Origin of the sequence: Ascidiaceihabitans donghaensis, assembly GCF_900302465.1 — a bacterium.
GTDB classification, from domain to species: Bacteria; Pseudomonadota; Alphaproteobacteria; order Rhodobacterales; family Rhodobacteraceae; genus Ascidiaceihabitans; species Ascidiaceihabitans donghaensis.
Map to the genome: position 1 here is coordinate 2,917,925 of NZ_OMOR01000001.1, position 15,254 is coordinate 2,933,178.

General features: G+C 56.3%; 11 protein-coding genes and 1 tRNA gene. 8 read left to right on the top strand and 4 right to left on the bottom strand.

What is annotated here, in order from left to right:
- The first annotated feature begins 24 nt into the window (after positions 1 to 24).
- The 4 genes from ASD8599_RS14525 to ASD8599_RS14540 all read left to right on the top strand — a co-directional run bounded on the left by ASD8599_RS14525 (position 25) and on the right by ASD8599_RS14540 (position 7,822).
- Positions 25 to 1,476 (top strand): PucC family protein, encoded by a 1,452-nt coding sequence (locus ASD8599_RS14525; RefSeq protein WP_108829197.1) that lies wholly within the window; start codon positions 25 to 27, stop codon positions 1,474 to 1,476.
- Positions 1,473 to 2,153 (top strand): hypothetical protein, encoded by a 681-nt coding sequence (locus tag ASD8599_RS14530; RefSeq protein ID WP_108829198.1) that lies wholly within the window; start codon positions 1,473 to 1,475, stop codon positions 2,151 to 2,153. Before ASD8599_RS14525 ends, ASD8599_RS14530 begins: the two co-directional genes overlap by 4 nt.
- 249 nt (positions 2,154 to 2,402) lie before the next feature.
- Positions 2,403 to 4,181 carry an autotransporter assembly complex protein TamA gene (locus tag ASD8599_RS14535; RefSeq protein WP_108829199.1) on the top strand — a complete coding sequence of 593 codons (1,779 nt, stop codon included), beginning with the start codon at positions 2,403 to 2,405 and terminating at the stop codon, positions 4,179 to 4,181.
- Positions 4,182 to 4,192: 11 nt separating this feature from the next.
- A complete protein-coding gene (locus ASD8599_RS14540; protein ID WP_181364500.1) occupies positions 4,193 to 7,822 on the top strand; it encodes a translocation/assembly module TamB domain-containing protein in 3,630 nt (1,209 codons plus the stop codon).
- 127 nt (positions 7,823 to 7,949) lie between these two features.
- Here the strand turns inward: ASD8599_RS14540 and ASD8599_RS14545 are convergent.
- The 3 genes from ASD8599_RS14545 to ASD8599_RS14555 all read right to left on the bottom strand — a co-directional run bounded on the left by ASD8599_RS14545 (position 7,950) and on the right by ASD8599_RS14555 (position 9,145).
- Positions 7,950 to 8,035: transfer RNA gene (locus ASD8599_RS14545), tRNA-Leu, on the bottom strand.
- A 48-nt stretch (positions 8,036 to 8,083) separates the two neighbouring features.
- Positions 8,084 to 8,638, bottom strand: a complete 555-nt coding sequence (locus ASD8599_RS14550; RefSeq protein ID WP_108830207.1) for a tetratricopeptide repeat protein — start codon at positions 8,636 to 8,638, stop codon at positions 8,084 to 8,086.
- Positions 8,639 to 8,668: 30 nt separating this feature from the next.
- Positions 8,669 to 9,145, bottom strand: a complete 477-nt coding sequence (locus tag ASD8599_RS14555) for an Lrp/AsnC family transcriptional regulator (RefSeq protein ID WP_108829201.1) — start codon at positions 9,143 to 9,145, stop codon at positions 8,669 to 8,671.
- Between the two features lie 107 nt (positions 9,146 to 9,252).
- Between ASD8599_RS14555 and putA the strand changes: the two genes are divergently transcribed.
- The 4 genes from putA to ASD8599_RS14575 all read left to right on the top strand — a co-directional run bounded on the left by putA (position 9,253) and on the right by ASD8599_RS14575 (position 14,424).
- A complete protein-coding gene (gene putA / locus ASD8599_RS14560; protein ID WP_108829202.1) occupies positions 9,253 to 12,648 on the top strand; it encodes a bifunctional proline dehydrogenase/L-glutamate gamma-semialdehyde dehydrogenase PutA in 3,396 nt (1,131 codons plus the stop codon).
- A 31-nt stretch (positions 12,649 to 12,679) separates the two neighbouring features.
- Positions 12,680 to 13,411: a rhomboid family intramembrane serine protease gene (locus ASD8599_RS14565; protein WP_108829203.1), complete on the top strand. Its 732-nt coding sequence runs from the start codon at positions 12,680 to 12,682 to the stop codon at positions 13,409 to 13,411.
- Positions 13,408 to 13,767, top strand: a complete 360-nt coding sequence (locus ASD8599_RS14570) for a GFA family protein (RefSeq protein WP_108829204.1) — start codon at positions 13,408 to 13,410, stop codon at positions 13,765 to 13,767. The genes ASD8599_RS14565 and ASD8599_RS14570 overlap by 4 nt, the downstream gene beginning before the upstream one ends.
- Before the next feature lie 132 nt (positions 13,768 to 13,899).
- Positions 13,900 to 14,424 (top strand): hypothetical protein, encoded by a 525-nt coding sequence (locus ASD8599_RS14575; RefSeq protein WP_146188221.1) that lies wholly within the window; start codon positions 13,900 to 13,902, stop codon positions 14,422 to 14,424.
- Here the strand turns inward: ASD8599_RS14575 and ASD8599_RS14580 are convergent.
- Positions 14,421 to 15,203, bottom strand: coding sequence for an inositol monophosphatase family protein (locus ASD8599_RS14580; protein WP_108829206.1), 783 nt, complete (start codon positions 15,201 to 15,203; stop codon positions 14,421 to 14,423). The two genes, ASD8599_RS14575 and ASD8599_RS14580, sit on opposite strands and share 4 nt — an antisense overlap.
- Between the last annotated feature and the right edge of the window lie 51 nt (positions 15,204 to 15,254).

Genomic DNA, 15,254 nt, shown 5'->3' on the forward strand with positions numbered 1-15,254 from the left:
CTGTGCAGGACCTGCTTGAAGCCGATGTTCAATTACCGCTCCCTTGTTGCTCAAAAATTATCGTCCCTCGGGCCGAAGTATTTGCCATTCGCGGATGTTGCCACGGACGAGGTCCCCTTGTCGCAATTGCTGCGGCTTTCTTTGTTTCAGATTACGGTTGGCATGGCGCTGGTTCTGATCGTGGGAACGTTGAACCGTGTCATGATTGTCGAACTCGGTGTGCCAACGTCGCTTGTTGCGGTCATGCTGGCGCTTCCGCTTATCTTTGCGCCTTTCAGAACGCTGATCGGTTTCAAGTCCGATGTACATGTATCCGCCTTGGGCTTGCGCCGTCTTCCCTACATCTGGAAAGGGACGCTGTACCAGTTTGGCGGCTTTGCCATTATGCCCTTTTCACTGTTGGTTTTGTCTGGATACGGTGACAGCTTTGATGCGCCACGTTGGCTTGGATACTCCTCTGCGGCCCTTTCATTCTTATTGGTTGGCGCTGGTGTTCACATGGTTCAAACCGTGGGACTTGCCCTGGCAACCGATCTGGTCAAACAGGAAGATCAGCCAAAAGTTGTCGGTTTGATGTACGTGATGCTTTTGGTCGGGATGGTTGCCAGTGCGCTCGTGTTTGGAACACTTTTGGAAAACTATACCCCGGGCCGCTTGGTTCAGGTCATTCAAGGGGCGGCAGTCGTCACTGTGTCCCTGAACCTATGCGCCATGTGGAAACAGGAAACCCGTGACCGAATACGTGCCCAAGCCATGAAGGCTGCGCGTCCCGTGCACTTCAGACAAGCGTGGGCGCTTTTGATGCAAGCCCCCGGAATGATGGCGTTGCTTGTTGTGATAGGTCTTGGCACCTTTGGTTTCGGGATGGCGGATGTATTGCTGGAACCTTACGGTGGACAAGCATTGGGACTGTCAGTCGCGGCCACCACCAAGCTGACAGCCTTATTCGCAACGGGCACTTTGATCGGCTTCGCATTGGCATCACAAGGATTAAGCCAAGGCGGCACGCCCACCCGCTATACATTGATCGGAGCAGCCATCGGAATACCGGGGTTTGCGGCTATCATTGCATCCTCTTTGGGGGCGGGCATCCCCTTGTTCCTCATCGGAACTTTCGCAACAGGGTTGGGGGCAGGACTGTTCGGACATGCCACCTTAACAGCCACATTACGTGCAGCCACGCAGGACCAAACCGGACTTGCTTTGGGTGCATGGGGGGCTGTGCAAGCCAGTTGCGCCGGATTGGGCATCGCAGCGGCAGGCATTGTACGCGACATCATCGTGGGCACACAAAGCGCGACTGGATTACGCATTGAAGCGCCCTATAACGTAGTTTTCACGATCGAGATAATATTCCTGGTCCTGGCTGTCTTGGTGGCTCTGTTGTTTATGCAAAACCGCTTGGATCAGCCAAACCAGTGCGCACCCGGTTCTGAAGTCTCGAACACACACACAAACCCGGTGGAGGTATCATGACAACAATCATAACACGTTTGTTTCAAGACGAAGCAACAGCACAGGACGTCGCCGAAAGAGTAATCTTTCGTGGTGTGCCCAGTCGCGCAACATCTGTATTTTCTGCGGACACTTCGGACCTACATGCAAAGATGGATGCTGCACTGGTACATCCTTCGGCGCAAGACGCATATGCAAAACAGATCAAGGACGGGCGCGCGTTGGTTGTGGTTCGTGCCACCTACAAGCCGTTGACAGCTGCGACGATCGTGCGCGAGATGATGGCCCAGCGCAATGCCATCGCTGTCGATGGTGTGGTTGATGATTACTACATGCCAGACGGCCCGCAACGCGCTTCAAGTGTTTTGAAGGAACACCCCCACTTTCTGACCGTACGAAGCAGCCGCACCGGATATGCGGGTGGCCCCGTCACCGTCGGCCTCGGGTTTCGCCTGCTGAGCGATCGCAAAACCAAGACATCCGCTAAGGGCAAATCGGGGGCGCGGTCCCGTTGGTTCTGGCCCATGCCGCTTCTGTCCAAGAAAAGCCGTTCATCTTCGGTGATCAGTGGCGGGCGGTTTATGTCACGTGCTTTCTGGCCTATGGCTTTGCTGTCCAAAAAGCCGCGCAGCAATTCCGTCATTCGCGGCGGCGATTTGCCATTTTCCCACGCTTTGGGCTGGCCTCCCGTCAGCTGATCACAACGTCCCCAGACGGGCTAGGGAAAGGTCGATGTTCAGGCATCGACCCTTTTTTGTTGATCACGCATCCTAATGTTGGTGGCACAAAATCAGTGCATCTGATCCTGCCCGTTTTCAGGGTCCGGATTCCGCCTATCAACAAATTTTTATCGCCCCACTGGTGTAAGCTCTGAACCATTGGTGCCATAAGCGCGTTAGTGTCATACTGCTTATCAGGCCAATCCATTCACGGGGCGCTCCATCCAAATGAAACATCTTGCGATTGCTCTGGCGTTTGCACTGCTTCCAACAATCGGGATCGCATTTGAATTTCGCGTCACAACGAACGCGCTAACAGATGAGTTGCGCCAAAATTCACTTTTGACCCCGCTTGCAGAAGCAGAAGAAGGCGCCCCCGCCGCACAAGATGTCATCGCCGCAGCACAAGCCGACTATGCGCGTCTTGTGGCTGTGTTGTATGACCGCGGGTATTTCGCACCGACAGTTTCCATCCTTGTCGATGGACGCGAAGCGGCGACACTGTCGCCTGTGCAACCCCCGCGTCAGATCGGCTCCGTTGAACTGCGCGTCACGACTGGGCGGCCGTTTGTTTTCGGCACTGCAAGAATCGCCCCATTGCCGCCAGGCACACAATTGCCGGAAGGTTTTGCAACCGGTCAAACCGCATCAACAGGCACCCTGCAATCTGCGGCCACTGAAGGCACGCAAGCTTGGCGAAATGCAGGACACGCCAAGGCAAATGTGCAATCGCAATCTATCACAGCACATCATGATACCGGGCGGCTGGACGTGGATGTAACGCTCGCACCCGGCCCCCGCCTTCGGTTTGGCGATTTACAAGTCACTGGCAACGAACGCATGCGCACACAACGCATCCTCGACATTGCCGGCCTGCAAACAGGCACAGTGTACGATCCTGCTGAACTGGATCTGGTCGCCACCCGTCTGCGCCGCACTGGTGTGTTTTCGGTTGTCGCGCTTTCAGAGGCAGACACGATAACAGGCGGCGACCAGTTGGATATCCTCGCGCAATTCGCTGAAAACAAACCGCGCAGATTTGGATTTGGAGCGGAGCTTTCAACCCAGGACGGGCTAAGCCTGAGTGCATTTTGGTTGCACCGTAACTTGTTTGGCGGCGCAGAGCGTTTGCGCATCGGGGCCGACATCTCGGGCATCGGGGGTGACACGGGCGGCGAGGATTTTGATCTGACCGTCGCGTTCCGACGTCCCGCGACGTTTAACGAAGACACAGATTTCTATGTCGATGGACAGCTGTCCAGTCTGGAAGAACCGAATTTTGCGCTGGACCGCTTTTCTCTTGAGGCCGGAATACACCGCTATGCGTCTGCACAACGCGAATACACATTGGGCATCGGTCTGGACATTGCGGATACCACAGACGCCTTTGGCCGCAGATCTTACAGCATTCTGACTTTGCCGCTTGGCGCCGAATTCGACTACCGCGACGACAGCTTGAACGCGACGGATGGGTACTATGCCAATGCAACCCTGACCCCATTTTTGAACCTGCAAGGCAGTGCGAATGGCTTACGTGGATCATTGGACGCCCGCACCTACCACAGTTTCGGCAATGCCAAACGCGTCACCTTTGCGTTGCGTGGGCAGCTTGGGTTTTTGGTTGGTCCATCATTGTCCGAAGCGCCAACAGATTTTCTGTTCTACTCGGGCGGTGGCGGCACGGTACGCGGGCATGATTTTCAATCGCTTGGTGTCGATATTGGCGGCGGGAATACGGTTGGCGGACGTTCGTTTTTGGGGCTGTCTGGCGAAATCCGGGTTAAAACCGGTGACAAACTAAGCATCGTGGGGTTTTACGATGCGGGCTATATAGGATCCGAAGAATTCCCTGACGCGTCTTCCGGGGATTGGCAAACCGGCGCAGGCTTTGGCATTCGCTACGACACCGGCATAGGCCCGGTGCGATTGGACGTCGGTGTCCCTGTCAGTGGTCCTGACACATCTGGTGGGGCTGCGCTCTATATCGGGATCGGACAATCGTTTTGATGGGACGTTGCATGCACGTCATACCGGCCATTTGGGCTATTGCCGTTTGGGCAATCCTGCTCGGTATTCCGGCCGTCGGGCAAGATACCGGCGCCACTGACGCAGAAACGTCACAGGAAGATCGCGGGTTTATCGTTGGCCTGCTTGAAGATGCCCTTGGGGGCGAAGGCCGCCGTGTCCGCGTGGACGGGTTCGCAGGTGCGCTCAGCAGTGTGGCAACCATTGAACAGATTACCTTCGCGGATGATGATGGTGTTTGGTTGGCCCTTGATGACATTCAATTGGAATGGACACGGTCCGCGTTGCTGCGCGGGCGCATCGAAATCCAGCAACTCAGCGCCAAGACCCTAGAACTCACCCGCTTGCCCGCGTCTCAGGACACCGACGATATGCCAGCCGCAGAAGCTGGCGGGTTCGCCTTACCTGATTTGCCCGTTTCTGTCGAAATTGATCTGTTAAAGCTGGACCGGATCACTTTGGGGCCTTCCATTCTGGGTGAGAAAGCAGAATTGACCATGGAGGCCACAGCGCAGTTGTCCGGTGGTTCGGGCAACGTCACGCTAAACGCGGTGCGCATTGACGGGCAAGACGGCCAGTTTGTAATTGACGCCAGTTACGCAGCGGCCAGCCAAACCGCAGCCATCGATTTGGACCTAAGTGAAGCCAAGGATGGCATCGTAGCCCGCCTGTTAAACATCCCTGACCGCCCTGAATTGCGGCTACAAATCGCCGGTGAAGGGAAACTGGACGATCTGGTAACGGATATTTCGTTGGAAACGGGCGGTGCCGAACGGCTTGCAGGACAGATCACGTTGCAAGGTGACACAGAAACAGGCCGTGACTTTGCATTGGACGTTCAAGGTGATTTGACCCCTCTTTTGCCCGAAACCTACCGCGGCTTTTTTGGCAACAACACCACAGTGCAAGCCATTGGAAACCAAAACCAAAGCGGTGCGCTGACCCTGTCTGATCTAGACCTGCGATCAGGGGTTTTGGCCTTGCAGGGGAAAATCGCCCTGGACGCAAGGTATTGGCCCACACAAATCGCTGTCATTGGGCAGATCGAACCCGTGGAAAACGGCCCAGTGGTTTTGCCCTTTGCAAATGGATCAACACGCATTGATCATGCCAAACTGCAAATCGACTATGACGCGGCGCAAAGTTCCGACATCGATGCCCGGTTTGATCTCAGCAACCTTGTCACATCCGCAGCAACCCTACGTGAAACCCGGTTGCAAGTTAACGGAGCTTTGGAAACCAGCGCATCTGCACAAAAGAACTTGCAAGCCGATGTTACCTTTTCCACACGCGGTGCTGTCTTTGCTGACGCCGCAATGCAAGACGCCGTCAGCGATCAAATCTCTGGCGCTTTCGGGATCAGCTATCAGTCAAACGGCGCCTTGCGACTGGACCAGATAGACATCGCGGGATCGCAGTATCAGCTGACCGGAACAGTCGTCACCGCAGGTCTGTCAGATGCATTTGAAACCGAATTGGCCCTGTTTCTGGACGCCCAAAACCTTTCACGTTTTTCAAAGCTGGCAGGATTGGAAATGGCAGGTCAAGCCGAGGCAGCAATCGCCGGGACGTTGGATCTGGGCGGATCATTCGATCTGACATTGGACGGCAAAACCACTGACCTTGAAACGGGCGTGGAACAAGCTGACAATGCCTTGGCCGGTGTCACCCGCATGTCCATAGACGTGATACGCGACTCATCTGGCACGCGGCTTCCCCGTTTCGAGCTTCGCAATGATGCCTTTCAGTCCAGCGGTTCTGCGGTTTTGAAAACAAATGCCTCTACGGCTGACGTCACACTGCGCATTGCCGACAGTTCGACAATTGATGCACGCCTGAAAGGCTCGATTGCCTTGTCCGGCCAAGCCGTTCAAGACACACAGGGTTGGCGCATCGACACGACCCTAATCGGTCCGTTTGACGCCGAAACCACCCTGAAGGGTCGTGCCACGGGGACTGCCCCTGCTTTAGACTTCAAACTGTATTTGCCACAGGTCCAACGCGTCGCCAGTCAATTCCGCGGTGCTGCGACAGTGTCTGGCACGGCAAAACGCACAGCCGACGTCTGGGATATTGATACGAAGTTAACGGCCCCCTATGGCATTTCTGGCGACGTGGCTGGCACTGTGACAGGGCCCAGCCCAAAGGTCAGCTACAGCCTGAGCATTCCGAATGTGGCTGCCGTTGGCGCGTTGATCAACGGCCCCCTTAACGTGGACGGGACCGCCGCACAGCAGGATGCGGCCTGGCAAATTGAAACCGCATTGCGTGGGTTGAGTGGGCTGCGCGCAGATGTATCTGGCCGTGTTGGCACAGGCGGCAACATGAACCTCACAGCCAAGGGATTGGCCCCTCTGGCCTTGGCAAATCCCTTTTTGGCTCCTCGCAACGTACAGGGATTGGCAAACTTTGATCTTGCGATGCAAGGTCCTGCCGCACTGACATCTTTGTCGGGCCGCTTGTCCACGACAGGGGCGCAACTGTCTGTTCCCACACAAAATATATCCCTGACAGATATCCAGTCACAAATCGCCTTCAATCGGGGGCGTGCACAGATCGACGTGTCGGCGGATGTATCGTCGGGGGGGCGCCTGACAGTGCGCGGACCGCTTACCTTGACGGGCAACCTTCCCGCCGATCTGGCCATATCACTGGATGCCGTACAGCTGACCGATCCCTCGTTGTACGATACAACGGTCAACGGTGCCCTCAATTTACGCGGCCCGCTGACGGGGGGAGGTGTCATTTCGGGTCGCATCGACGTAGGTGAGACAAACATTCAAGTGCCCACGTCTGCTGGCAACGGTTTTGCCATCGTTCCGCAGATATCACATCGCAGTCCTTCACAGGCGGTGCGTCGCACCATCCAACGGGCCGGGCTGAACAAAACAGACGGCACCGACGGCCCAAAGGGAAACGACCCCACAGCTTTGGGACTGAATATTCAGGTAAATGCGCTGTCGCGGGTGTTCGTACGCGGCCGCGGATTGAATGCGGAACTGGGCGGCGCGTTAAACTTAAGTGGACGCACAGATCAGGTTATCTCGTCAGGTCGGTTTAACCTTATTCGCGGACGTTTGGACATATTGGGCAAACGGTTTGCACTGGACGAAGGCAGCATAGCACTGCAGGGCAGTCTGGATCCCATACTGCGGTTCGTCGCCACCACGCGCACAACACTTGGCACGGCAAGCATCATCATCGAAGGGCCTGCATCGCAACCAGAGGTGTCATTTACTTCGACACCGGCGGCCCCCGAAGACGAAGTGCTGGCGCAGATTTTTTTCAACGGCAGCGCTGGCAACCTGTCTGCATTTCAAGCTTTGCAATTGGCGCAAGCCGTCGGAACCTTGGCAGGTAAAGGCGGAGAAGGGCTAATTTCCAAATTCCGGCGCGGCTTTGGTCTGGATGATCTGGACGTGACGACCAACGCACAAGGCGAAACCGGATTACGGCTTGGGAAGTACATCAGTGACAACATCTACACAGACGTCACCATCGGAAACACCAACACTGCAGGTGTTTCTGTCAATATCGACTTGTCAAAATCCGTAACAGCGCGAGGGCAAATCAAGTCCAACGGTGACAGTTCAGTCGGTGTCTTCTTTGAAAAGGACTACTAGGCGGATCACCGTCTTTTCAGAACAACCAAAACAGTCACAAGCGTCAGGTCCAGAAAAATGGTGCGCCCGTTCGAACAAAGTTCGAACTCGAATAGGGAATCGGCCGTGCCGTTCGAACTTGTGAGAATGGTGCGGGTGGGGGGACTCGAACCCCCACGGGCATTCGCCCAACAGATTTTAAGTCTGGTGTGTCTACCATTCCACCACACCCGCAACATGTGCAGGTTTAGGCAAAGCGCAAGGCGCACTCAAGTCCCGATATCAGATGTCTTCGCCTTTTGGCCCCAAGGGTGCACCTTTGGCCACCAAAGCACGCTCTGACAGCCAAGGATTATTCTTTAACGCCGCCAGCATCTGCGTGCGGGCTTCTGGAATACGCCCAAGCTGCATCAAAGTCAGCGCCCGCCCCGATTGGGCCGCGACGTGGTTGGGGTTGATCGCCAAAGCAAGGTCCAAATCCTTGAGCGCACCCGCAAATGCGCCTTGCAGAAACTGGACATAAGCCCGTTGATTGAACCCTTCAGCATAGGTCGGGCAATAGGTCGCCAAGGTGTCGAACTCTTTGAAAGCGCCTACAAAATCATAGACATCGCGCTGGCGCATGCCGCGATCAAGCACTTCTTGGGCTTGCTCATTCGGCGCACGCAACCACACCTGCCACATGGAAGATGACACTTCGCGCCCTGCGGCCTCATCTGGTGCGGCACGCGCCTTTGCGATCAAACCGTTCAATTCTGCCGAATGATCCGCAGGATCAGGGCAATCTTGCGCCCATACCGGGCCCGCCATCAGTGCTAAAGCAAATAAAATACGCATGGCCCAAGGGTGGCTCAGCGCAAACAAAAATCAAGACACATCCGCGAGAACAGTTTCCTTGACCGCTTCCATCGCCACAAATGTCGATGTGGATGCCACGTGGGGCAACGATGAAATCGTGTCGCCCAAAAAGGCGCGATAGCTTGCCATATCGCGCGTGCGGATTTTCAACAAATAGTCAAAATTGCTTGCAATCATATGGGCTTGTTCAATTTCGGGGACCTTAGCGACAGCCGCGTTGAAGGCCCGCAATGCGGCCTCTTTGGTGTCGGTCAATTTGACTTCGACAAACGCCACATGGTCCAACCCCAATTTTATCGGATCCAACATCGCACGATATCCTAAAATCATGCCAGAGCTTTCCAGACGCCGCAGTCGTGCTTGGGTGGGTGATTTCGACAAACCAATGCGCCCGGCCAAGTCCGTAACGCTGATGCGCCCGTCTTCTGCCAGAACTTCAAGAATCGATGCATCAAACCGATCCAACCCGGATTGCTCAAAAATCATGCCTCACCCCTTCAAAATGATAATTTGGCCTGATCATATGCAAAATCTAAGTCTTTATGTCTACAATTAATGCGATACAGTGGATCAAACGAACAGGAGACCTCGTGATGAACACTGCATTGCTGAACGCCATTGACGCAAAAACCTATGCTGATCCTGATGCAATCATTACGGAGCTGGTCGCATTGGCCAACCTAAGTTCATTGGACCGCACACAGATCACAGATAAGGCAGCGGCGTTGGTCACGCGTATTCGAACAGGGTCAGAACCCGGCTTGATGGAGGTGTTTCTGGCCGAATATGGCCTGTCCACCGACGAAGGGATCGCCCTGATGTGCCTGGCCGAAGCCTTGTTGCGTGTGCCGGATGCCGACACCATAGACGCGCTCATCGAAGATAAGATCGCGCCATCCGATTGGGGCAAACACCTTGGTCAATCCGCCTCGCCCTTGGTGAATGCGTCCACATGGGCTTTGATGTTGACCGGACGTGTACTGGACGACGATGCCCCCGGCCCTGCCCGCCATTTGCAAGCGGCATTGAAGCGCGTGGGTGAACCTGTCATTCGCGCGGCCGTTTCGCGGGCGATGAAAGAAATGGGACGCCAGTTTGTGCTGGGCGAAGACATCAACGCCGCCATGAAACGGGCCGCGGGCATGGAGAAAAAGGGCTTCACCTATTCTTACGACATGCTGGGCGAAGCGGCGCGCACCGAAAGCGACGCCCGTCGATATCACCTGAGCTACAGCCGCGCGATTTCCGCGATTGCCACCGCCTGCACCCACAAGGACGTGCGCGAGAACCCCGGCATTTCGGTCAAACTGTCCGCGCTCTATCCACGTTATGAACTGGCAAAACACGCCGACGTTCTGCGTGATCTGACCCCGCGCTTGCGGTCTTTGGCACTGCTTGCCAAGTCTGCGGGCATGGGCCTAAACGTGGACGCCGAAGAAGCAAACCGTTTGGCCTTGTCGCTAGATGTAATCGAAAATGTACTGTCTGAACCGGCCCTTGCGGGATGGGACGGCTTTGGCGTGGTGGTTCAAGCCTACGGTCCACGCGCCGGCACAGTCATCGACACGCTCTATGACATGGCCACAAAGCTGGACCGCAAAATCATGGTCCGTTTGGTCAAGGGGGCCTATTGGGACACCGAGGTCAAATTGGCCCAGACCCTTGGCATGGATGCCTTTCCGGTTTTCACGCAAAAAGCACAAACTGATGTCAGCTACATTGCCAACGCCCGCCGCCTGTTGGGCATGACCGATCGCATCTATCCGCAATTTGCGACCCACAACGCCCATACCGTCAGCGCCATTTTGCATATGGCAGACGATGTCCCTTACGAATTCCAACGCCTGCACGGCATGGGCGAAGCCATGCACCTGATGGTGATGCAAGACAACAAAACCCGGTGCCGCATCTATGCGCCTGTTGGTGCACACCGCGATTTGCTGGCCTATCTGGTGCGGCGCCTGTTGGAAAACGGTGCCAATTCCAGCTTTGTAAACCAGATCGTGGATGAAGATGTCGCCCCGGAAATCGTGGCCGCCGATCCGTTTGAGGCCCTGAACACTGCCGTACCCGACATCGCAACAGGCACGGAACTTTACCTGCCCGAACGCCCAAATTCCATGGGCTTTGATTTGGGGCACGCCCCCACACTGGACCGCATCAACGCTGCCCGCGCACCGTTTGCAACCCATCAGTGGCAGGCAAAACCGCAATTGGTCGCAACTGCCAACCCGGCACCTGAAACCCCATGCCTTGCCCCTTCCGATCCAAGCGACACAGTCGGCCACGTCCAAAATGCGTCGCTGGCCGATGTGGAAACGGCTGTGCAACACGCGGCCCCTTGGAATGCACCCTTGGACACGCGCCGCCGCGTATTGAACGCCGCGGCCGATCTTTACGAACAGAACTACGGCGAACTTTTTGCCCTTTTGACCCGCGAAGCTGGAAAAACCCTACTGGATTGCGTGGCCGAATTGCGCGAGGCCGTTGACTTCTTGCGCTACTATGCAGCCCAAGCCACCGATGACACACCGGCTGGCACAGCGCTTTGCATTTCGCCGTGGAACTTTCCCTTGGCGATTTATACCGGCCAAATGGCTGCCGCATTGGCGCAAGGCAATGCAGTTTTGTCCAAGCCAGCCGCACAAACCCCATTGATGGCCCATCGTGCTGCTGAGTTACTGCATGCCGCAGGTGTGCCCCCACACGCCTTGCAAGTTTTGCCCGGCGGCGCGGAGATTGGCGCAGCGCTGACCGCGCACCCCGACCTGAATGTGGTGGCCTTCACAGGATCAACCGCGACCGCCTTGAAAATTCGTCAAAGCCTTGCAGACAATGCCCCTGCCACCCCATTGATCGCTGAAACCGGCGGGCTGAACGCCATGATCGTGGACAGCACCGCGCTGCCGGAACAAGCCGTCGCCTCTATTGTCGAAAGCGCGTTTCAAAGCGCTGGACAGCGGTGTTCTGCGCTGCGCTGCCTATACGTTCAAGAAGACATTGCCCCCCATTTCACCGAAATGTTGATGGGGGCCATGGACAGTTTAAGCACAGGCAACCCTTGGGACTTGCAGACCGATCTTGGACCCGTGATTGACGCACAAGCGCGTGACAAAATCGCGTCTCATATCGCGGCCAGTGATGTTATTCATCAATTGCCAAGCCCGAACACAGGCACTTTCATCGCCCCGACACTGCTCCGTGTGGCAGGCATTGCTGACATGCAGGAAGAGATTTTCGGGCCTGTTTTGCATCTTGCGACATTCAAATCCCACGAACTGGACGCCATCATCGATGACATAAACGCCACCGGTTACGGGCTGACGTTCGGCTTGCACACACGTATCGACGACCGCGTGCAGCACGTGTCGGACCGGATCAAAGCGGGCAACATCTATGTGAACCGCAATCAGATCGGGGCCATTGTCGGCAGTCAACCTTTTGGTGGCAACGGATTGTCTGGCACCGGACCGAAAGCGGGCGGGCCCGATTACTTGCTGCGCTTCCGCGCACCGGTCCCCGCCCATTCCGATGGCACATTCCAAAACAAACAGACGGAACTGCCCGCCGCGTCCGTTGTCGAAGCCCTGATCCATGAGGCCAGCCTGCCGGGTCCAACGGGCGAATCCAACCGTCTTAGCGCGTATGACCGTGGGTCGGTTCTGTGCATGGGCCCCGGAGACGATGCCGCAGCGGCGCAAGCGCAGGCCATCACAGCCCTTGGCGGCACCGCTGTCAAAGCCACAGGTCAGATCGCGCCACATCAGCTGACAGACGGCCCCGCCTACGCCGGTGTGATATGGTGGGGCGACGCCGACACGGCCCAAGCCATCGACAAGGCATTGGCCCAGCGCAGTGGCGCAATCGTGCCGTTGATTACGAATCAACCGGATGCAGGCCATGCACAATCGGAAACCCACATTTGCATCGACACCACCGCGTCGGGCGGCAACGCGGCATTGCTGGGAGAGGTCGGGCAAATCACTTGACCTTTCGCGGCCAAAACCGCAGCGTCTGCCCATGTTACCGATACGCGATCACAACCCGTCGGGGCGCACGCCCTATGTCACATGGCTGCTTATGGTCGCCAACATCGGCATCTTTCTAAGCTACGGCTTCAATGATCCCGAAGCGATCTATCGCGCCGTCTACGTCGACTGGGCGTTGATCCCTGCCCGGATCAGCTTTGGCGAAGGCTATTACACATTCATAACCTCGCAATTTTTGCATGGGGGATGGATGCACCTGGCCGGGAATATGCTGTTTTTATGGATATTCGGCGACAACATCGAAGATGAGCTGGGGCACATGCGCTACCTTGGCTTTTATCTGCTGTCCGGCATCGCGGCAGGTCTGTTGCAATATGCAACAGGCGTGGACAGTCGCGTTCCGATGGTTGGGGCCTCGGGCGCGATTGCAGGGGTTATGGGCGGTTATCTGCTGCTGTTCCCAAAGGCCAAAGTCGACATTTTCATCTTTTTCATCATCTTTTTCCGCATTTTCCCGATCCCTGCCTGGATCATGTTGATGCTTTGGTTTGGCATGCAGTTTATGGGCGGCATTTCGGCAGATCCCAATGGTGGCGGCGTGGCCTATTGGGCGCATGCAGGCGGTTTTATTGCAGGGCTTGTGATGATTGTGCCGGTTTGGCTGGCGCGTGGTGCATTCGGGTTCTGGAAGCGCACGGACGGGCATCCCCCCCACCCCGAGGCACGCTATGATCTCAGCCGCATTCCCAAGGTCCGTCGATGAACATCACGGCGCGATGTCATTGCGGTGCGGTGGAACTCAGCGCAGAGCTTCTTGATGGTCTTGACCCATCCCGCTGCGATTGTTCGTTTTGCGCCCGCAGGCAAGCCGCAGCAGTTACGGCCATCGCATCCAGCGTGAAAGTCATTAAAGGCGCCGACGTTTTGTCGACCTACAGCTTTGGCACCCATACGGCGCAGCACCACTTTTGCAAGATTTGTGGCATCTACACGCATCACCACAGACGGTCCGATCCCACCCAATGCGGCATCAATCTGGGCTGCATCGACGGGCGGCATCCATTGGACCACGAACCAATCCCTTGGACAGACGGTAAAAACCACCCCTCTGACAGATAACCGTTCACGAAGCGTCAAACGCACAAAAGGCCCAATCGCGTATCCTTTGCAGTGGTTCACGTAAACCACCGCGCATCCCTTCTGTGCCAGCGCTAGGCACGGCCAAGGCAATGTATGGAACGGGACAAAACGATGTCAGCGATATTTGAAATCATTTGGGAAATTCTGCGCGGTGTTGCGACACAGACACCGTTTTGGGTGTGGCCTTTGTTGGTTGGCCTTGTCGTGCTGGGATTGCGGGCCCGTACCACGCGCCAAAGCCCTGTGTGGCCGTACTACGCAATTCCATTTCTAAGCTTAATGCCCGTCGGCGCCGTTTCACGCATGACGCAGCCCATGACGGCTTGGGCCGGGTTTGTGATTGGCTTCGCGGTATGCGTTGTTTGGGCCTATGCCTACCAAGGCAACCGGATTGTGCAAAAAGACGCACAGCGGATAACGGTTCAAGGCGAATGGGTTACCATGATAACTGTCATGACGGTGTTCTGGGCCAACTTCGTGCAAGGCGTATTGCAAAGTGTGGCACCGGCTGTTTTGCACAGCGCCCCGTTCCTCGGCCTGTTCGCCACCATTCTGGGGGCCTGTGCGGGGTGCTTTGTTGGCCGGTCTTTGCGCATTGTGACATGGCCAACGCTGCAGGCGAACATACCGGTTTAACGCAGTGTTTTTGCCAATCCGTTGAACAGTGCTTCGTTGGCGCAAATCACTTCGCCGTCGTCCAGAATATGGCCATCGGGGTTCATCGGCTCAACCAATGCACCGGCTTCTTTGGCGATGATGAGGCCAGCCGCCATATCCCATGGCTTCAGGCGGCGTTCAAAAAAGCCATCGTAGCGGCCTGCGGCAACATAGGCTAAATCCAGCGATGCGGCGCCCCAACGCCGGATGCCTGCACACACGGGGGCCAGCTTGGCGATGTCTTGCAGGGTCAATGGCAGGTCGGTGCGCCCGCCAAACGGCACGCCCGTTGCAAAGATGGCTTCGATCATTCGGGACCGGCCGGACACACGAAGACGCGTTTCGTTCATCCAGGCACCAGCACCTTTTTCAGCAAAGAAACATTCGTCTTTGGCCGCGTCATAGACAACACCGGCTACGATCTGGCCTTTGTGTTCCAGTGCGATGGACACTGCCCAATGGGGCAGACCATGCAAATAGTTCGTTGTGCCGTCCAACGGGTCCACAATCCAGCGGCGCGTGGGATCTTTGCCTTCTTCTTCGGCTGATTCCTCGGCCAACCATCCGTAGGTGGGGCGTGCTTCCATCAGTTCGTATTTGATTGTGCGTTCCGCGTTCAAATCTGCCTTGCTGACAAAATCGCCTGCCCCCTTCATGGAAACCTGCAAGTTCTCGACTTCGCGGAAGTCTTTGATCAACCCGCGACCCGCTTTGCGCGCGGCTTTGATCATGACGTTGAGATTTGCACTGCCAACCATTGGGACACACTCCGGATAGGGATCAAGCCCGCGCTATACGCCCAAGGGGCG